We start from the raw sequence: 18,854 nt of genomic DNA, 5'->3' as shown, positions 1-18,854 counted from the left end.
TTAGAAACGATATGCCAAACCTGTGAAGAACACAAATGGATCAAGTTTGAGTTTGACTTCGTGTTCATAGTTTCCACTTACTTGTGGAACTTTAAATTTAGCAGTCGTTTTAATACGGGTGTACCACATTGCGGTATTCAAATATAAGTTGTCGGTTAATTTAATATCGATACCCGCATTCACAACCGGGGCAAAAGAATGTTTTTTCACATTAACATCGGTAATTAACGGGTCAATTGATTTAGCATTAAAGAAACGTGTGTAGTTTAAACCCACACCAAGATATGGACGAGAACCCGCATCTTTATCTAAGAAATAATATTGTAAATAGAGACTTGGCGGTAATTGTTTGACTTTCACTACATTACCAAGATCAGCTCCTAACGCTGGCACATTCGCTTTCACTTTGTGTGAAAATGGAGTTGCCGCTAACAACTCTAAACCGACATTGTCAGTGAACATATAAGTACCGGTTAAGCCTAATTGAGCATTATCACCCACTTCTAAATTAATCTGCGTATTAGTTTTAGTGGTAGATTCAGAATTTGCTGATACAAACACACCACCGGCACGTAAAATCACATCGCCTGCTTGGTGAGCATTTGCCATACCTGTGAATAACGCAGCAGTTAAACCTAACGCAAGTGCTGTTTTTTTCATATTGAACTCCTTAAGTCTGATATTTGAATGATAACCATAAAAAGACTATGGTTATTTGCGGTTCGTAATATACTCCATATTAAGTAGTAATTCTGTGATCTAGTTCAAGTTTTTATAAATTAATAAAATTATTTATACAAAATGACCGCACTTTTTCCCAAAAGCCCGAAACAGCAAAATTTGCCCCATATCAAAAAGCGGAATTTTTAGATAAGATAAATGGCAGAAGTGCATAAACAAGGTATAATTGCCCCATTTTTTGATTAAGAGAAGTTCGAATGAAAATTAACTTTACGCAAATTTTACAAGATAGTTGGAATTTTTTCCGTAATCAGCAAAAAACAATGTTTCAATTTGTCTCCATTCTCTTTATGGTGCAAGTATTTAATATATTATTAAGCCCCCCAATCGCTTCAATAGATACGGCGTTGACTGTTGATACCTTACCTCAATTAATGGAGGAAAATGCCTCAAGTATAGCCTTTTCCTTTTTAATCACCCAATTAGTGACCACCTTTATTGCTTCTTGGGGACTTATGACGATCTCTCAAATCAGCCGACAAAATCACCGCACTTTAGCCCAAAGTTTTCAGGCCACACTTCCACGATTTTTAGGGGTGGTTATTTTGGATTTAATTGCAATTATGCCGATATTGCTCGGTTTATCTGAAATACTGGCAGCGGTTTTAATGAAAACATCACCATCCATTATTTCACTTGCTGCGCTTATCTTTGGAATGGGATTTTTTATCCGTTTAAACTTATCCACCACCCATTATTTAACCACACAAGATAGCATCGGGCACAGCCTACGAAAAATTTGGTTACAAGGAAAAAATCAAAAAACCGCCTTATTGATTTATGCGTTACTCGTCTATTTCGTTACCCCTATTTTGATCTTTCAACTCTCAGCTATTTTCAATCACCTTATTTTTAGTGTTTTCGTGGGTATTTTAGCTGCTGCGCTCAACATTTTTATGTTGGTGGTGACTTATCGTTTTTACAGTTTGTTTATGAAGGAGTCATAATGAAACAACTACTTGAATTTATTCCGCTGATTTTATTTTTTATCACCTATAAACTGAGCGGTGTACGTGATGCCGCAATTGTTTTAGTGATCGCAACCCTTGTACAAATGGCTATCTTAAAATGGAAATACGGCACAATTGAAAAACAACAAAAAGTCATGGCAAGTGCGGTCATTTTTTTTGGACTTTTAACCGCCTATTTTAATGAAATACATTATCTCCAATGGAAAGTCACTCTTGTAAACGCACTTTTTGCCATCATATTGCTTGTGGCACAATTCCAATTCAAAACACCTTTGATAAAAAAATTACTGGGTAAAGAAATTAAGCTACCGGAAAAGGCTTGGAATACCCTCAACCTCGGTTGGGCTATTTTCTTTATGATTTGTATGTTGGTGAATATTTATATTAGCCGCAATATGTCGGAAGCGGCTTGGGTTGATTTTAAATCCTTCGGTTTAATCGGTATGACACTGATTGCAACCCTCATTTCCGGTGCTTATATTTACAAATTTCTCCCCAAAGATGAACAAAATAACCATAAAGACGGAGGGAACTTATGACCTCAAATTTTATTGATAAAAACGGTCGCCAATCAAAAGGCGTACTTTTACTCCGCACGCTCGCTATGCCATCCGACACCAATGCAAATGGTGATATTTTTGGTGGATGGATTATGTCACAAATGGATATGGGAGGCGCTATTTTAGCCAAAGAAATTGCCCACGGGCGGGTGGTGACCGTTGCCGTAGAAAGTATGAATTTCATTAAGCCTATTGCCGTAGGGGATGTGGTGTGCTGTTACGGTCAATGCCTAAAAATCGGACGTTCTTCTATTCAAATTAAAGTCGAAGTCTGGGTAAAAAAAGTTGCCAGCGAACCCATTGGCGAACGCTATTGCGTCACTGATGCGGTGTTCACCTTCGTTGCCGTAGATAGCAAAGGAAAATCCCGTGCGATTCCACGAGAAGGTAATGAGGAGCTGGAAAAAGCCCTCGCCTCCATTCAAGAATATGAAAACCAACAAACTCACAATGTTTAAAGGAGAAAATTATGTATTATGTTATTTTTGCCCAAGATATCCCCGGCACACTTGAAAAACGCCTTGCTGTTCGTGAGCAACATTTAGCCCGTTTAAAACAATTACAAGCCGAAGATCGTTTACTCACTGCGGGCCCTAATCCGGCGATTGATGATGACCCCCCCGGAGAGGCAGGATTTACCGGTTCAACCGTCATTGCCCAATTTGACAGCCTAGCTGCGGCTAAAGATTGGGCTGAACAAGATCCTTATGTTGAGGCTGGGGTTTATGGAGAGGTCATCGTAAAACCCTTTAAAAAAGTATTCTAAGGGAACGCATCCACAAAAAAGCGAATCTTTAGATTCGCTTTTTTGTTAATTGAATCATACAGGTTTAACCGTCTATAGCATTAAACAAACTCAACCTCACAAAGAATATTCTTATCTTACAGGAATAGTATGAAAAAACGTTCTCTTATTTCTCTTGCAATCTTAACCGCACTTTCTCTGCCGATCAGCGCAACTATCAATGCTGATAAGCCGAAAAGCACGCAAACTATTAATCTCGCAGAAGAACAGTCGAAATGGCAACAAAATCAACATAGTGCTGAGTTAAAGCGTCTTAATCAACGAACAACATTCTTACAATTTGAAAACCTGTTGAAAAGTGCGGTGAAAAATCAGCGAGTTTTTGAAAATCGAGCCATTTTTTTATCATTAATTCATTCCTTAGAAGGCTATCCGTTACAAACTGATGCTTGGGTGGCTTATTTTGACAGCCAAATAAAATCGGTAACGCAAAGCACGCCTTCAACAGAAGTGATGGTACTAAAAAAAGAAATTGAAGATTATATTGCCCAACATCCTCGACATTTTTTCCGCTCCCGTTTAGAACAGCATATTCTGACACTACTGAATAACAGTGGCGCCGAACAATTGGTGGACTATGCCAAAAAGCTCCCCCCCGCAAGCCTAGAGATGCAACTGGCGGTATTAAATCGAGAATATCAGATTGCTCAACAATCCTCAGTATTTCCCTCCCAAGAAGTAGAGATTTTGAACCGTTTTGAAGCCCTTTGGCTTAATCATGGCGAAGTAGCCCAACAGTCCGAGCTATGGCAAAAATGGTATGCGAAGGGAGGACGAAGCACAGATAAAATTTATCAAAAAGCAGAAAAGTTATTCAGTCAAAATGATGCCAAAAGCTTGGCTTTGCTGGCAGGAGAATTGGATCATCTCAATAACATAAAAGAAGATCCGAGCATTTTAGCCAATTTACAACGCTACATAGATTTACTCAACAATCCGGCTAATTTCAATACCTTTGCAGAAGCCTTGCCTGATAAGGATGAAGAGAAAATTCGACATCAATTTGCGATCATACAAGGCTTTTCCCGTTATTTACGCACTCTATCCGAAAATAGAGAAAATCCGGATTTTACCCCTTATTTACAATGGGCGAAAAATTGGCAACTCAATGAGGCTCAACTTCGTGATTGGAAAATCGCTTTTATCAGCCGTTTTTTTGATAATGAATCCCCCCATTTTCAACAATGGCGTGATGCTGAACTCTTAACGTTAAATGCCGATAATCTAATTGAACGCCGTTTACGAATGGCAATTTGGCAAAAAACCGATCTTATGCCTTGGCTCAATGCCCTTTCAGTAGAGGGAAAAGCAAAACAAGAATGGCGTTATTGGCGGGCTAAAAGCGATCAACAAAAAACACAAGAAATATTAACCGCACTTTCCAAAGAACGGGGATTTTATCCGATGTTAGCTCAAGCTATGCTCAATCCTCAACATCGTGGTGCGGATTATCGTGTTGAACTCAATCCCTCACTCGTCAATGAAACCCTTATTAAATCGTATCACAATGAGTTAGCGGAAATCGCCGAGCTTAGACAATTAGATCGTTTTGGGGTGGCCAAACAACGTTGGCGTTTTTTACTCGACAATCTTCCTGGTGCAGAAAAGCAAGTGCAGCAAATTGCACTCAGCGAATATGCCAATCAACAAGGCTGGTTTGATTTAGGGGTGGATGGGTCGATTATGGCAAAAGCCTGGGATCATATCGCCCTACGCTTACCTAATGCTTATCAAAATTATTTTGATATGGCATTAATGCCCTCTTCCATAAAAAGGGAACATACCATAACCAAAACCTTTGCCATGGCAATTGCCCGTCAAGAAAGCGCTTGGAACCCAATGGCACAATCTTCTGCGAATGCACGAGGATTAATGCAACTTTTACCAAGCACAGCCAAAGCCACCGCCGATAATAATCAATTGCCTTATCAAACGGAAAAGGATTTGTTCAAACCATTGAATAATATTTTGCTTGGTACGGCACATTTGAATGAGCTTAATGAGAAATATCCGAATAATCGGATCCTTATTGCAGCAGCTTACAATGCCGGAGCAAGTCGGGTGGAAAAATGGTTGGCAAGAGCGGGAGGAAAATTGACGATGGATGAATTTATCGCCTCCATCCCTTTTTTTGAAACCCGTGGTTATGTGCAAAATGTATTGGCTTATGATTTTTATTACCAACTCTTGCAACATAAAGAAAATCCACAAACCTTTAGCCAGGAAGAATTCGATCGGCTATACTAAGCGCACTAGTTTAATAGTATAGGATAATACTCATGTATATCAGTCGCAATTTAGATCAATGGCAGGCTTTTCTTGCCATGTTACAAACCGCTTTTGAACAAGGCAAAGCACAGGATTTATTAACCTTACTTCTCACCGCAGACGAACGTGATGCCGTGGGGTTACGCTTACAAATTGTCTCCCAACTATTAGACAAAAATTTATCTCAACGTGAAATCCAGCAAAATCTGAATACCAGTGCCGCCACCATTACGCGTGGCTCGAATATGATTAAAACCATGGATCCGGATTTTATGGAATGGGTAAAAGCACAACTTGATCGCCTTGAAAAAAACTAAGCAAATTTTAACCGCACTTTTACGGTTACTCAGCCTAAAATGGTGGAAGAAAAATTGGCAACGCATCGCAATCCGATTTTTCTTCGCCATTTTTGCCTTTATCCTTTTTTTCCGCTTTGTGCCTGTACCTTTTTCCTCTTATATGGTTCAGCAACAAGTGGGACATTGGCTTCAAGGCGATTTCCATTATCGGGCAAAATCCACCTGGGTCAGCCTTGAAAAAATTTCCCCCAATATGCAACTGGCGGTGATCGCCGCAGAAGATCAAAAATTTCCTTCTCACTTTGGTTTTGATTTCACGGCTATCCAAAAAGCCTTTAAATATAACGAAAAATCAACACACCAAATTCGGGGTGGCTCGACCATTTCTCAGCAAACGGCTAAAAATTTAATGCTATGGCACGGACAAAGTTGGCTCCGTAAAGGATTGGAAGTGCCTGCCACGCTGTTATTGGAACTAGGCTGGTCTAAAAAGCGAATTTTAGAAGTCTATCTCAATATTGCGGAATTTGGCGAAGGGATTTTTGGTGTGGAAGCGGCAAGCCGTTTTTACTTTAATAAATCTGCAAAAAATTTAACTCAATCCGAAGCGGCATTGCTGGCAGCCATTTTACCCAACCCCATCATTTACCAAGTCAACAAGCCCAGTGCTTGGGTACGTAAAAAACAGCAATGGATTCTCAAACAAATGAGAAACTTAGGAATCAATTATTTAAAACGATTAGATTAAAAAAGTGATCTGATCCCAAAAAGTTAGACTCATTTAATTCAAGGACTGAGTTTTGTATTCCACGGGGCTTAGTCCTTTTAGTTTTGCTTGAATCCGTTCATGATTATAGTAATGAATATATTCATGAATCGCTTTTTCAAGTTGCTCAAACGTTTCAAATCGATTGCCGTAATAACATTCCGTTTTTAATCGGGCAAAAAAAGCTCTTCATCGCACTATTATCAAGGCATTTCTCGACATACTTTATTGAATACTATCCTCAAGTATTTTACGATAGCTTTCCATTTGATATTGCCCCCCTTGGTCTGAATGGAGTATCGGTTTTGCGCCATCATTCTCGTAATCTGCTCAAAATTTGGGCTTGGTACCAAGTCATAAACGATAGTTTCGCCGTTAAACAAGTCTTTAATTGGAGATAAATAAAGTTTGCCTTCAGCACATTTAAACTCACTGACATCTGTTAGCCATTTCTCATTCGGGGCAAGTGCAACAAAATTTCGCTGTAAAAGATTGTCGGCGATATGCCCTACTTCACCTTGATAGGAACGATATTTCCGTTGTTTGCATTTTCTCTTTAATCCCAATTTATGCATAATGGATTGCTCTCTTTTGTGATTGATGCTCATCGTTTTTCTTAATGCTAATGTCACTCAACGATAGTCATAGCAACCATTATTTTCATGATAAATCCGTTCTATTTCTTGCAGAATAAAGGTTTTTTCGCTACTTGAGCTTTTAAGTGATAAAAGAAAACACTTCGTGCTAACCCAATTAAACGGAGTAACAACTCAAGTGGAAAGTGAATGCTCAAGGCTTATACAATTTCTGCCTTTTCTCCATTTTTTGTTGGTTGAGTTCCCGCAACTTTTTTAAGATGGCATTCTCCGCTTCAAGCTCTAAAATTCGGTAACGCAAACGTTCTTCTTCTGTTTTGGGCGGTGGCGGCATTTCTTATAGAATAGTGCCTATTTTTAACGGCTTGTATGACGGTTAATTTAAATTCAGGAGAATAGATTTGTTTGTGGTTTAGTTTAGTATCGTTAAGCTATTGATTCCACAGTGATTAAATCGGGTAATCCAAAATCTTAACGTACGCTCTTTAAGACGAAATTGTTTGCGTGTCAGTGAGCGATTTTTATTGTGTTGGAGATAAAATTCGATCACTTGCTGTTTGAAAAGTGGGTTATATTTAGTCATAAAAAATCTGCACCTTAGTGAGTTGAAATTTAGTCCAACTTTTGGGAGCAGATTAGTTTTTCTTCGTATTTTTACTGATCGATGTGGAAACAGGAGATCAGCCTTCCACCATCATATCGTTCAAAAGGGGGGAGGGTTTCACGACATTTCTCAGTGGCTTTCCAACAACGAGGATTAAAAGCACAGCCTTTTGGCGGATTAATCGGGCTTGGCAATTCCCCGGTTAATTTAATACGTTCACGGCGTAAATGCGGTGAAAGACGGGGGGTAGCCGAAAGTAAGGCTTGTGTGTAAGGATGCTGTGGATTAGAAAAAATCTGCGCCGTGCGGCCTTTTTCCACACAACGCCCTAGATACATCACCATCACTTCATCGGCAATATGCTCCACCACAGAAAGATCGTGAGAAATAAACACATAAGAAAGCCCTAATTCATCCTGTAAATCCATCATTAGATTTAACACTTGCGCCCGTACAGATACATCTAACGCTGACACCGGTTCATCGGCCACCACAATATCCGGTTCTAACATTAAGCCTCGAGCAATGGCAATACGTTGGCGTTGTCCACCGGAAAACATATGAGGATAGCGATCGTAAAATTCCGGACGTAATCCCACTTTTTCCATAATCGAAAGGACTTTTTCCTTACGTTGTTGAGCGGAAAGTGTTGTATTGATAACAAGCGGCTCTTCCAAAATTGCGCCGATTTTCTTGCGTGGATTCAATGAGGCATAAGGATTTTGGAAAACAATTTGAATTTTCTTACGACGTAAGGCTTTGGTCTTTGCATTATTCTCTAAAAAATTCTGTCCGTTGTAATAGAGCTCACCCTCTGTGGGCTGTTCAATCATCGCAAGCAATCGCCCCAAGGTGGATTTACCGCAACCGGATTCCCCCACCACAGCAAGGGTTTTGCCTCTCTCTAACTGAAACGACACACCGTCTAACGCTTTTACCAACTGAGGTTTAGCCAATAAGCCTTTTTTAACCGGATAGTATTTTTTTAACCCGATGGCATTCAATAAAGGCGCATTCTCTTTGATAGGATCTGTCATTGATTATTCTCCTTTACCGCATGCAACCGGTTCCCCATTCACATTGAGTGGGGTATGGCATTTCACTTTACGCTCACCGAACTGATGTAATTCAGGTTCAACTTGGCGGCAATATTCCGTTGCATAAGGGCAACGAGGGTTTAATAAACATCCGTTTGGTCGGTCATAACGCCCCGGCACAACCCCGGGCAGGGATTGTAAACGTGATTTTCCTTCAGCAAACTCCGGTAAAGATCGCAATAAAGCTTGGGTATAAGGATGTTTTGGTTCTCGGAAAATCTCCTCAGCACGGCCTTCTTCAACCACTTGCCCCGCATACATCACCACAATGCGATGTGCTGCTTCGGCAACGAGCGCAAGATCGTGGGTAATTAAAATGAGCGACATACACTCTTTTTTCTGTAAATCGAGTAGCAGATCCACAATTTGTGCTTGAATGGTTACATCCAATGCGGTGGTTGGTTCATCGGCAATCAGTAATTTAGGTCTACAGGCAATTGCCATGGCAATCATCACCCGTTGACTCATCCCTCCCGAAAGTTGGTGAGGGTAAACATCAATGCGTGATTGTGGATCGGGAATACCAACCAAACGTAGAAGCTCCAACGTGCGTTCACGGCGTGATTGCTTTGAACCGCCTTCGTGAATTTTGAGCGCTTCCATAATTTGAAAACCTACCGTATAGGCTGGATTAAGGCTCGTCATCGGGTCTTGGAAAATCATTGCCACATCGGCGCCAATGAGAGAGCGTTTGTCTTTATCACTCAGCGTTAATAAATCTTTATCCTCAAAGACTAAGGATTTTGCCGACACTTTTCCCGGATAATCAATTAACCCCATAATGGCAAGGGAACTCACGGATTTCCCCGAACCGGATTCGCCCACAATGCCCAGCACTTCCCCTTGCTCGACTTGATAGCTCACCCTATCTACCGCTTTAAAAGCAGTGTCTTCCTCACCGAAATGAACAGAAAGATCGTTGACTTCTAATAATGCCATAGCGCTCCCCTATTGTTTCAGTTTTGGATCGAGGGCATCACGCAAACCGTCCCCCATTAAATTAAATGCTAATACCAAGGATAAAATCACTAATCCCGGAATGGTGACAAGCCAATTCGCCGCCTGCATAAAACTACGAGCCTCAGAAAGCATCGTGCCAAGTTCCGGTGTAGGTGGTTTTGCCCCAATACCGAGGAAACCCAGGGTAGCAAGCTCCAAAATAGCATTAGAAATCCCCATGGTCATTTGCACAATCAGTGGCGCTAAACAGTTAGGCAAAATCACAATAAACATCAAACGTAAAACACCGGCTCCCGCTACTTTTGAAGAGGTGACATAATCCCGATTTTTTTCATTCATCACCGCCGCTCGGGTTAAGCGCACATAACTTGGAATAGAAACCACCGCAATAGCCAATGTTGCGTTCACCAAGGAGGGTTCAAGAATGGATACCACAACAATCGTCAGTAATAAATTGGGAATGGCAAGCATGATATCAATTAAACGGACAATCACCGTATCTAACAGCCCACCGTAATAGCCTGCCAACAACCCTAAACTCGTTCCCAATAAACAAGAAAGGATCACGATCACAAACCCGGCAAATACAGAAATTCTCGTGCCATAAATAATACGAGAGAGAATATCCCGACCGATATCATCCGTCCCCAGTAAATAAACCGCATTCCCCCCCTCATACCAAGCCGGTGGCAATAAAAGTGCACTGCGGTTTTGCTCAGCGGGATCAAAAGGGGCAATATAAGGCGCAAAGAGGCTAATTAATGCCACGATTAAAATAAAAGTTAACCCGATAAGCGCCCCTCTATTTTGCTTAAAATAAAACCAAAATTCTTGTAGAGGTGTTTTAGGCGCTAACATTGATGTCGTTTCTGTCATTTTTTCACCCACCATTAATGACGAATACGCGGATTTACCACGCCGTAAAGTAAATCGATGGTTAAATTCACCACGATGATGATTGTGGCGATAATTAACACAGAACCTTGTAGCACCGGATAATCCCGCGCATGAATGGCATCAATAATCCATTTACCGATACCCGGCCATGAGAAAATAGTTTCCGTTAATACCGCACCGGAAAGCAGCTGACCGACAATTAACCCCACCACGGTCACTACCGGAATTAAGGCATTACGCAAAGCGTGCACAATCACCACACGGGGATAACTCAACCCTTTTGCTTTCGCTGTGCGAATATAATCTTCACCTAATACTTCTAACATCGCCGAGCGGGTCATTCTGGTAATGATAGCAAGGGGAATTGTGCCTAACACAATCGCCGGCAAAATCAGCGATTTGACTGCATTTTCAAAAGCCCCCGGCACACCGGAAAGCCAAGTATCAATCAACATAAACCCGGTTGGCGTGTCAATCCAAAAATCATTCTCTAAACGCCCCCCTTGTGGTAAACCTAAGGCAGGGGATACATATAAAATCAGAATTAAGCCCCACCAGAAAATGGGCATGGAATAACCGGTTAATGACAAAGTAGTGACCGTATGAGAGATCCAACCGTCTTTTTTTACTGCGGCGATCGTGCCCAATATCACGCCACCGAGTAATGACCAAAAAAGTGCAAAAAAAGCCAACTCAGCCGTAGCAGGGAAAAGGGTAAAAAATTCGCTCAGAACCGGTTGTTGAGTACGAAATGAAGCGCCAAAATCCCCTTGAAGCACATTGCCAATATAGTTGAAATATTGCTGATATAAAGGAAGATCTAACCCTAATTGATGCATCATTTGCTGATGAACTTCAGGCGTTAACCCACGTTCGCCCATCATAATTTCCACCGGATCTCCCGGGATAAAATGTACGAGAGCAAAGGTGACAAAAGTAATAGCGATAAAGGTTGGAATCACCATTAAAATTCGTTTGAAGATAAATTTAAACATGCAATCACTCTGTAATAGAAAGCAAAAGTGCGGTCATTTTCACCGCACTTTTACCATAAAGTCGCTATACCTAAAATAAAATACTTTCGGATTCTACCGCACTTTTTCCCCTTTTTTCAAATTACCAATTGTTATTAGTCATTCTTTTCTAGAATATGCAGATATTCTATTGTTGAATCAGCCTTATAATTCCTACTTTTCGATTTATCTGCTTTAAATCGCTGATAGTCGGTTGCCACAAGATCATATTTTCCATATTGAGAAAAAATTTGCCTGATTTTTGATTGAGGCATTAATCCTTCATTATTGTAACTCAAAAATATATATTTAAAATTTGCTTGTTGAATCAGGTCTTCAAACTCTTGTTCAACAGTTACTTTTGAACAATATTTAGAACGGGAATATTCCCTTAAACCTGTTTTACCTTTTGGTATAAATTCATCATACTCTGCGATAGTATTAAGCAGATGGTAATTAGCACCATACTGACGACTATTATACGGAGGATCAAGATACAAAATGTCACCTGATATTTCTTTAATAAGCTTATTAGCATCTTCTTGAAAAACTCGATGAGTATTTTTAGTTAAGTCAAAATCAGCAGGCTCAAGAAATAAATCTTTCTCCGCAGTTTTTTTAATCCCCTTAAGAAACGCTCCATAAACTGATGCTGTATTAGCAACCTTATCTGCACTTTCAAGTAATGATGCTAACAAAAAATAATAACAATCTTCCGTAATTTCTTTATTATTTCTTAACTTACTTATTGTTTTTCTAATAGTATCAATCTTTCTACCATTATTATCTTTAAAATATTGACGTCCTTGTCCGCCTCCCAAGCAATAATTTTTAAAAATAAATCCTTCCTCTAGCGGTAGATTATTTAATTCATTAATAATGTCTGAAGCAGATTTGATTATTCTATGATTACCAATATAATTCCGATTAATAACATAACTATATTTTTCAAGATCGTTTACGATAACTTCTCTTACATCTTTCTTTAATGCTCTAGAAATAGCGCCTGTTCCAGCAAAAATATCAGCAAATATTTTCTGAGATAAGTCTTGACCAACAACACTATGAATTTCTTTTTTTATCCAATTTGATAATTTAAGTTTTGAACCAATATAATTCATTATTTTTCCGGATATAATTTATTTAGAATAAACCTAGCAGAATACTTAGATACTTCGTCAGATATTCTTTTCACACAACTCTTACGATATTGAACCGGGTCATATTGATAACATCCTATACAACCTAATTCCTGGGTATAATTCTCATCTCCTTCATAGAATGAATAAGGATTACCTAAAATATTTCTAGCATCCCATCTTTTATTTGTTTCCTTGCAAGACTTACATATTTGTCGTTTCACATCATTCGCTGCTTTACATAAGGGCTGAAAATCTTCTAGTTTTTGTGTAGCTATATTACTAACTCTATTATCATCCTTTCTTCCATTCTTATGATCTATCTCTATTTTAGTATTTTCCGAACAACCATTAATCCCTAACATTACACATTTTTGGCTTTTATAATAGTTTTTAATATCTTGCCTAATATTTTGGTTAAAACTTTTTTTTCGATTAAACCCAGCAAGACGAATAGCATCAATAGAATTCCCCAATGTTCTAGTTTTATCAAATTCTACAATATATTGTCTAGCTAATTGAGAACTTGCTCTACACCAGCTCCCCCCATTGCCTAACTTAAGTTCCTTATATTTTCCAGAAAATTCTGCTGAATCAACCCAGCGTGAAAATCCCTGTTCATCAGGAACTGCCAATTCTAAGAAAAGTTGTATTTTTGTTTTTTTAGTCATTAAAATTCCTTCTTAAATACCATAATATATTCATGTTTAAAAATGTAGTAATCACTTGCTAATGCCCTATACCGCCATATTCCTTGAGTACCAAATTTCCCACGATTACCCTCAATATTTTTAACAATAATACCTTTTAACTTAACTTTAAAAGTCCTTTTTATCATATCCATACAATAGAAAGCTAAGGGCAATACTTCACTATTTTTATAAACGTCACCAACTACAATTGAAAAATATCGACCTTTATCTAAAAACCTTAATACATTCTGACACACAATCTTAAATCTATTTATAAATTCATTAATATTACTAACTTGAGAAAGATCATTTTCATCACTAGTAAACTTAACAATATCCATATATGGAGGATGCATCAAAATAAATTGCGCTGTTTTCTGAATTTCAGAAAATATTCTATCTGTTTCATAAAAATCCATTGAATTACAATATCTTATATGAAACTTATTAAAATTAGAATTCCTCATTGTATCATCAACATAAGTAACCATCTGCTTATTTATATCAAAACCTATGTACTCTCTATTAAGATTCTCACACTCAAATAGTGTTGTTCCACTTCCCATAAATGGCTCAAAGACAACCTCACTCTCCCTAGTATAACGTCTAATAAGTTGATTTGGTATCTGTGGAATAAAATTTCCATGATAAATATTTTTATGCTTTCCTGTTTTATCTCGTTCAGACATTAACCACAGACTATCGGTGTTAATATCTAGCCCTCTCCAGTTAGCCAAATCAAGATTATTTATCTTCATAATAATTATCCCTATATAAAATATCAATATTCATATTCTTCTAATTTTAACTCATCATTCTCTACAAAAAACTCAATATATTTTAATTTTATATTATTAAACTTATTGAAAAAATTAAACTCATTAATCAGACTAGAAAAACATTCTGATTCCTTCATATCAATTCTCCTCGATATCAATATTGGTGATAAATCAGAAGGACAATTAGGGAGATAATACTGATGAAGCCAATCTACATAACGTTGAATCTGATTAGTTATTCCTAAATATGCCTCTGTTGATTTTAACTCGATAGGTAAACATTCTCGATTAATTCCTTTTTTCTTTGAAATTAAGATATCAATACGTTGCATACCAACCCCACAAGATACTTCATTACCAATCCATTCAATATATTTCCCTAAATAATACTCAGCATTTTGGAGAATATAAGCCTGTAAATGAGACTCAAATTGCCTATTAGCATTAAATTTACCAATTAACCTTGGAAATAAATTTATTTCTTCTTTCCTACCTTTATACTCTCTAAAGAGCGAAGAGGAAATAATCTTTTGGGTTTCTATATCAAAAGAAAAAGCACTACTATCTAATATATTTTTATTATTTTTATTTCTTAATAATTGACGTAATCTTTCAAACTCATAAGAGGTAATCATTGTATTACCACGATTACCCTTTAATTTTCGATAAATTAAACTCCATAACATTTGATTAGGTGATGTTATATTTTTTATTTCATCTAATGCTTCCCACTCAGTTACTCCTTCTTGATAAACCTCATAAGGTTTTATTTGAATTCTAAATGTCAATGATTTTCCTAGCTCTGAAGTAAGATATTGTTCTCCACCATAATTATCTAGAAAAGAGCTACTAATGACCTCAAAAATACCGTAAAATTTACCTTCAAAAATTTTATTTTGTCCACTTTGTTGTAAATAAAAAATTATGTGATCACCAATTCTAATTCTATTTATATCCGCAATCATTCCAACAAGATTATTTTCTGTCTTGTGATTGAGTGTAGAGTTACTTTGAGAATTAAAATCAATATATTCATCTCTAACACCTGTGCCTGCAAACATATATTCAAGATGAACTTTAAATGTTTGACTATTTACAATAAAAACATGCGCTGTGGCCATGAAACTCCCCTCTTAATTATCAATAGTAACCTATCGCACTTTCTCCAATTTTGCCAAATGAGCGATCAGCCATTTAATGCCTTGCGCTTGGAAAGCGATTTGTAACCTTGTGTTATTATCCGTTCCCTCAACATTGATCACCGTTCCTAAACCAAACTTTTCATGTTTGACTTTTTGTCCCATTTTCCATTCATTTTCACTGTCTGCGGAAGCGGTCAACGTGCCAACTTTGGCTAAATTCATCGCTCGGGTTACAGTTCCCCGTAAACGAATTTCTTGAATACATTCTTGTGGTAACTCAGCGATAAAGCGAGAAGGCAAATGCCGCTCTTCTTTTGCATATAAACGGCGGCTTTCCGCATAAGAAATCGTGAGTTTTTGCTTTGCTCTGGTAATCCCTACATAGGCTAAACGGCGTTCTTCTTCTAAGCGTCCCGGTTCTTCAAAAGAACGGAAACTTGGAAATAATCCTTCCTCTACGCCAACCATAAATACTCGTGGAAATTCTAACCCTTTGGCGGAATGTAATGTCATCATTTCCACACAGGATTGGTGTGGCGATGCTTGTTCTTCCCCCGCCTCAAGGGAGGCATGGGTTAAAAAGGCCGTCAGCTCTGTCATCTCATCAGCCTCATCCGGTTTTACAAATTCACGGGTAGCGGTGACTAATTCTTCCAGGTTTTCAATCCGAACTTCACCTTTTTCACCCTTTTCCTGTTTATACATTTCATATAAACCGGAGTGTTTAATCACAAAATCCGTTTGAGCAAAAAGTGGCATCTCTGAGGTATCCAATGCCAAGGCATTGATCAGCTCTTGGAAACGTAATAAGGCCGTACTGGCACGGCCTGTGAGCCTATTTTCCTGTATGGCAACCTGTATCGCTTGCCATAAGGTAATTTGTCGCTCACGGGTTAAGTTTCTCAAAATATCTAAGGTGCGATCACCAATACCACGAGGGGGCGTATTGATCACCCGTTCAAAAGCGGCATCATCTTGGCGGTTATTAATCAAACGCAAATAAGCCAACGCATCTTTAATTTCTTGGCGTTCAAAAAAGCGCATTCCCCCATAAATACGGTAAGGAATTTGACAGCGAATTAGGGCTTCTTCAATCACACGGGATTGGCTGTTACTGCGATAAAGCACAGCACAGTCATCCAATTTTCCGCCATTTTCAATCCAATCTTGAATTTGGGAGGCCACAAATTTTGCCTCATCTAATTCATTAAATGCGGCATAAATACCAACCGGTTCGCCTTTTTCCCCTTCTGTCCATAAATTTTTACCAAGACGATCGGCGTTATTGGCGATTAATTCATTGGCGCTTTTTAGGATATTGGCGGTAGAGCGATAATTTTGCTCAAGGCGTATGGTTTCTCCTTTGAAATCTTTGAGGAATTTTTGGATATTTTCAATCTGAGCCCCACGCCAGCCATAGATAGACTGGTCATCATCGCCCACAATCATCACTTTGCCTGTTTGTCCTGCAAAAATTTTAAGCCATTGATATTGAATTTTGTTGGTATCTTGGAATTCGTCCACCAAAATATGTTGGAAACGTTGTTGATAACGCTGCAAAATCAGCGGTTTTTTGGCAAATAATTCATAAGCACGAATGAGCAATTCTGCAAAATCCACCAAACCTGCCCGATCACAAGTATCTTGGTAGATCTGATAAATTTTAATCCATTCACGCTCTTGGCGATCATTGAAATCTTCGATCTCTTGTGGTCGTAAACCTTCATCTTTTTTATTATTGATGTACCAACAAGCCTGTTTGGGTGGAAAAGCTTTTTCATCAACGTTATGTAATTTCAACAAACGTTTCACCAAACGAAGTTGATCTTCTGAATCTAAAATTTGAAAGTCTTGTGGTAACCCCACATCTAAATGATGCGCCCGCAATAAACGATGAGCAATGCTATGGAAAGTCCCAATCCACATACCCAATAAATTTGAGTTGGAATATTGATTTAATGTGGTTTGAATACGATGACGCATTTCTGCTGCGGCTTTATTGGTGAACGTCACCGCCATAATGCTACCTTCGGAAATATTTTCCACCGCCACCAACCAGCCAATACGATGGGTTAATACACGGGTTTTTCCACTTCCCGCCCCGGCCAATACTAAATAATTGCCAAGCGGTGCGGTCACCGCTTCACGTTGTTTATCATTCAAACCGTCAAGTAATTCAGAAATATCCATAGCATTATATTATCTGTTTAAATTTACAGTTATTATAGACATTATTTTTTAATACCACAACGACAGAAACAAAAACAGATCAGACTTTACAAAAATAAGATTAGCACTTATAGTTCCGGGTCGGTTAGTCGGGGTGCGAAAATCGCTGAGAAATACCCGTGAACCTGAAGCAGTTAGCACTGACGTAGGAAACTAATCTCCTCTTCCTCAAGGGCTGACTTACTTTTTCTTTGATTCATAATAAGTAAGGATGCATGATGACCCATTATACGCATTTAAAAAACACCTTAAAATTTACCGCACTTTGCGTTCTTTTAGGTTTCAGTTTACCCAATCACGCCCAAGCACAGGGCAAACTCGTTATTTATTGTAGTGTTCAAAACACCACCTGCGAGAAAGTTTCGCAGGCATTTAGCAAAAAATATAATGTTGAAACGCAATTTGTGCGCCATAGCACCGGCACGGTGCTCGGCAAACTCAAGGCTGAAAAAGATAATCCTCAAGCGGACGTTTGGTACGGTGGCACTTTTGAGCCACATCTTCAAGCGCGTGATGCCGGTTTGCTTGCCACTTACCGTTCGCCCGAACAGAAAAATATTATGCCGCAATTTAAAAAATTAGTTGAAGAGCGTGGCGATACCACCTCAATTATTTATTTGATGGAGCTTGGTATCGGTATCAATGAAAAACTGCTTGCGGAAAAAAATATCAGCAAACCACAATGTTACGCTGATTTACTCAAACCCGAATTTAAAGATCTGGTTCAATACCCTGATCCGCGCGTATCTGGTACAGGATATAGCATTCTCACGACCTTAATTGAAACCATGGGTGAAGATAAAGCCTTCGATTATTTAAAAGCACTCAATAAAAATATTTCCCAATACACCAAAACTGGTATGGCAACCAGCCATCTTTCAACAGGTGCGACTGCTGTGAATATTAGCTTTATGCATGCCTATGTGCGTGAAAAAGATAAAGGCGCGCCGGTTGTCGGTATCCTACCTTGTGAAGGTGTGGGCTATACATTAGGTGCAGCGAGTATCATAAAAAACGGGCGAAATTTAGACAACGCAAAACGCTTTATCGATTTTGTGCTTTCTGCCGAAGCACAAGAAATTCCATGGCGTGAGGCGGACTCTTATCAATTACCGACAAATATTCATGCCAAATCACATCCTAATCTTCCGGATCCGATGAAATTAAAATTAATTGATATTGATTTCGTTCGATTTGGTTCGGATCAAGAGGCAAAACGCTTGATTAACCGTTGGATGAAAGAGGTGAAAGGCGAATAAAAGTCCAACAAAAAGACGAGGCGATATTAGGTCACCT

At 38.7% G+C, this 18,854-nt stretch carries 18 protein-coding genes, 1 pseudogene and 1 riboswitch; of the genes and pseudogenes, 8 read left to right on the top strand and 11 right to left on the bottom strand.

Features of this window, described 5'->3' with window-relative positions; genetic code table 11:
* The gene (locus tag BKK50_RS00160; protein WP_077414122.1) at positions 1–660 is read right to left on the bottom strand and encodes an OmpW/AlkL family protein; all 660 of its coding nucleotides are present in this window, start codon (positions 658–660) and stop codon (positions 1–3) included.
* Positions 661–938: 278 nt separating this feature from the next.
* On the opposite strand from BKK50_RS00160, the gene BKK50_RS00155 reads away from it, so the two are divergent.
* The 7 genes from BKK50_RS00155 to mtgA all read left to right on the top strand — a co-directional run bounded on the left by BKK50_RS00155 (position 939) and on the right by mtgA (position 6,392).
* The gene (locus tag BKK50_RS00155; protein ID WP_077414120.1) at positions 939–1,688 is read left to right on the top strand and encodes a hypothetical protein; all 750 of its coding nucleotides are present in this window, start codon (positions 939–941) and stop codon (positions 1,686–1,688) included.
* Positions 1,688–2,251: a septation protein A gene (locus tag BKK50_RS00150; RefSeq protein WP_077414118.1), complete on the top strand. Its 564-nt coding sequence runs from the start codon at positions 1,688–1,690 to the stop codon at positions 2,249–2,251. The genes BKK50_RS00155 and BKK50_RS00150 overlap by 1 nt, the downstream gene beginning before the upstream one ends.
* Complete coding sequence (gene yciA / locus BKK50_RS00145; protein WP_077414116.1) at positions 2,248–2,730, top strand: acyl-CoA thioester hydrolase YciA; 483 nt, start codon at positions 2,248–2,250, stop codon at positions 2,728–2,730. The genes BKK50_RS00150 and yciA overlap by 4 nt, the downstream gene beginning before the upstream one ends.
* 11 nt (positions 2,731–2,741) lie before the next feature.
* The gene (locus BKK50_RS00140) at positions 2,742–3,038 is read left to right on the top strand and encodes a YciI family protein (protein ID WP_077414114.1); all 297 of its coding nucleotides are present in this window, start codon (positions 2,742–2,744) and stop codon (positions 3,036–3,038) included.
* Positions 3,039–3,167: 129 nt separating this feature from the next.
* On the top strand, positions 3,168–5,324 hold the full coding sequence (locus BKK50_RS00135; RefSeq protein WP_077414112.1) for a transglycosylase SLT domain-containing protein: 2,157 nt from the start codon (positions 3,168–3,170) through the stop codon (positions 5,322–5,324).
* Between the two features lie 32 nt (positions 5,325–5,356).
* A complete protein-coding gene (trpR, locus tag BKK50_RS00130) occupies positions 5,357–5,662 on the top strand; it encodes a trp operon repressor (RefSeq protein ID WP_077414109.1) in 306 nt (101 codons plus the stop codon).
* On the top strand, positions 5,649–6,392 hold the full coding sequence (gene mtgA, locus BKK50_RS00125; protein WP_077414107.1) for a monofunctional biosynthetic peptidoglycan transglycosylase: 744 nt from the start codon (positions 5,649–5,651) through the stop codon (positions 6,390–6,392). The genes trpR and mtgA overlap by 14 nt, the downstream gene beginning before the upstream one ends.
* 33 nt (positions 6,393–6,425) lie before the next feature.
* Here mtgA and BKK50_RS00120 read toward each other — a convergent pair.
* The 10 genes and pseudogenes from BKK50_RS00120 to uvrD form a co-directional block, all read right to left on the bottom strand.
* Positions 6,426–7,589 (bottom strand): annotated as a pseudogene (locus BKK50_RS00120) (IS3 family transposase).
* Positions 7,590–7,660: 71 nt separating this feature from the next.
* Positions 7,661–8,647: a peptide ABC transporter ATP-binding protein gene (locus BKK50_RS00110; protein ID WP_077414103.1), complete on the bottom strand. Its 987-nt coding sequence runs from the start codon at positions 8,645–8,647 to the stop codon at positions 7,661–7,663.
* A 3-nt stretch (positions 8,648–8,650) separates the two neighbouring features.
* A complete protein-coding gene (gene dppD, locus BKK50_RS00105; protein ID WP_077414102.1) occupies positions 8,651–9,646 on the bottom strand; it encodes a dipeptide ABC transporter ATP-binding protein in 996 nt (331 codons plus the stop codon).
* A gap of 9 nt (positions 9,647–9,655) precedes the next feature.
* The gene (locus BKK50_RS00100) at positions 9,656–10,543 is read right to left on the bottom strand and encodes an ABC transporter permease subunit (RefSeq protein WP_077414184.1); all 888 of its coding nucleotides are present in this window, start codon (positions 10,541–10,543) and stop codon (positions 9,656–9,658) included.
* A 14-nt stretch (positions 10,544–10,557) separates the two neighbouring features.
* On the bottom strand, positions 10,558–11,559 hold the full coding sequence (locus tag BKK50_RS00095) for an ABC transporter permease subunit (RefSeq protein WP_077414100.1): 1,002 nt from the start codon (positions 11,557–11,559) through the stop codon (positions 10,558–10,560).
* Between the two features lie 134 nt (positions 11,560–11,693).
* Entirely contained in the window at positions 11,694–12,698 is a 1,005-nt protein-coding gene (locus BKK50_RS00090; RefSeq protein WP_077414098.1) for a DNA adenine methylase, read from the bottom strand.
* A complete protein-coding gene (locus BKK50_RS00085) occupies positions 12,698–13,387 on the bottom strand; it encodes a restriction endonuclease (RefSeq protein WP_077414096.1) in 690 nt (229 codons plus the stop codon). Before BKK50_RS00085 ends, BKK50_RS00090 begins: the two co-directional genes overlap by 1 nt.
* Positions 13,387–14,166, bottom strand: a complete 780-nt coding sequence (locus BKK50_RS00080) for a DNA methyltransferase (protein WP_077414094.1) — start codon at positions 14,164–14,166, stop codon at positions 13,387–13,389. The genes BKK50_RS00085 and BKK50_RS00080 overlap by 1 nt, the downstream gene beginning before the upstream one ends.
* Before the next feature lie 23 nt (positions 14,167–14,189).
* Entirely contained in the window at positions 14,190–15,308 is a 1,119-nt protein-coding gene (locus tag BKK50_RS00075) for an EVE domain-containing protein (protein WP_077414092.1), read from the bottom strand.
* Positions 15,309–15,338: 30 nt separating this feature from the next.
* Positions 15,339–17,519: a DNA helicase II gene (gene uvrD / locus BKK50_RS00070; protein WP_077414090.1), complete on the bottom strand. Its 2,181-nt coding sequence runs from the start codon at positions 17,517–17,519 to the stop codon at positions 15,339–15,341.
* 119 nt (positions 17,520–17,638) lie between these two features.
* Positions 17,639–17,727: riboswitch (TPP riboswitch) on the top strand.
* 49 nt (positions 17,728–17,776) lie between these two features.
* Here uvrD and BKK50_RS00065 point away from each other — a divergent pair.
* Positions 17,777–18,817 carry an ABC transporter substrate-binding protein gene (locus BKK50_RS00065; protein ID WP_077414088.1) on the top strand — a complete coding sequence of 347 codons (1,041 nt, stop codon included), beginning with the start codon at positions 17,777–17,779 and terminating at the stop codon, positions 18,815–18,817.
* Positions 18,818–18,854 lie beyond the last annotated feature (37 nt).

The sequence above is a fragment of the Rodentibacter rarus genome, from assembly GCF_001998965.1.
In the GTDB taxonomy this organism is placed as follows: domain Bacteria; phylum Pseudomonadota; class Gammaproteobacteria; order Enterobacterales; family Pasteurellaceae; genus Rodentibacter; species Rodentibacter rarus.
Note: the sequence above shows the minus strand (reverse complement) of the source record. Positions and strands in the feature narration are given on the sequence as shown.

Excerpts from the sequence above, each read along its gene's own strand:
- BKK50_RS00160 (WP_077414122.1), bottom strand. The coding sequence starts at position 660 with ATGAAAAAAACAGCACTTGCGTTAGGTTTAACTGCTGCGTTATTCACA.
- BKK50_RS00155 (WP_077414120.1), top strand. The coding sequence starts at position 939 with ATGAAAATTAACTTTACGCAAATTTTACAAGATAGTTGGAATTTTTTC.
- BKK50_RS00150 (WP_077414118.1), top strand. The coding sequence starts at position 1,688 with ATGAAACAACTACTTGAATTTATTCCGCTGATTTTATTTTTTATCACC.
- yciA (WP_077414116.1), top strand. The coding sequence starts at position 2,248 with ATGACCTCAAATTTTATTGATAAAAACGGTCGCCAATCAAAAGGCGTA.
- BKK50_RS00140 (WP_077414114.1), top strand. The coding sequence starts at position 2,742 with ATGTATTATGTTATTTTTGCCCAAGATATCCCCGGCACACTTGAAAAA.
- BKK50_RS00135 (WP_077414112.1), top strand. The coding sequence starts at position 3,168 with ATGAAAAAACGTTCTCTTATTTCTCTTGCAATCTTAACCGCACTTTCT.
- trpR (WP_077414109.1), top strand. The coding sequence starts at position 5,357 with ATGTATATCAGTCGCAATTTAGATCAATGGCAGGCTTTTCTTGCCATG.
- BKK50_RS00110 (WP_077414103.1), bottom strand. The coding sequence starts at position 8,647 with ATGACAGATCCTATCAAAGAGAATGCGCCTTTATTGAATGCCATCGGG.
- dppD (WP_077414102.1), bottom strand. The coding sequence starts at position 9,646 with ATGGCATTATTAGAAGTCAACGATCTTTCTGTTCATTTCGGTGAGGAA.
- BKK50_RS00100 (WP_077414184.1), bottom strand. The coding sequence starts at position 10,543 with ATGACAGAAACGACATCAATGTTAGCGCCTAAAACACCTCTACAAGAA.
- BKK50_RS00095 (WP_077414100.1), bottom strand. The coding sequence starts at position 11,559 with ATGTTTAAATTTATCTTCAAACGAATTTTAATGGTGATTCCAACCTTT.
- BKK50_RS00090 (WP_077414098.1), bottom strand. The coding sequence starts at position 12,698 with ATGAATTATATTGGTTCAAAACTTAAATTATCAAATTGGATAAAAAAA.
- BKK50_RS00085 (WP_077414096.1), bottom strand. The coding sequence starts at position 13,387 with ATGACTAAAAAAACAAAAATACAACTTTTCTTAGAATTGGCAGTTCCT.
- BKK50_RS00080 (WP_077414094.1), bottom strand. The coding sequence starts at position 14,166 with ATGAAGATAAATAATCTTGATTTGGCTAACTGGAGAGGGCTAGATATT.
- BKK50_RS00075 (WP_077414092.1), bottom strand. The coding sequence starts at position 15,308 with ATGGCCACAGCGCATGTTTTTATTGTAAATAGTCAAACATTTAAAGTT.
- uvrD (WP_077414090.1), bottom strand. The coding sequence starts at position 17,519 with ATGGATATTTCTGAATTACTTGACGGTTTGAATGATAAACAACGTGAA.
- BKK50_RS00065 (WP_077414088.1), top strand. The coding sequence starts at position 17,777 with ATGACCCATTATACGCATTTAAAAAACACCTTAAAATTTACCGCACTT.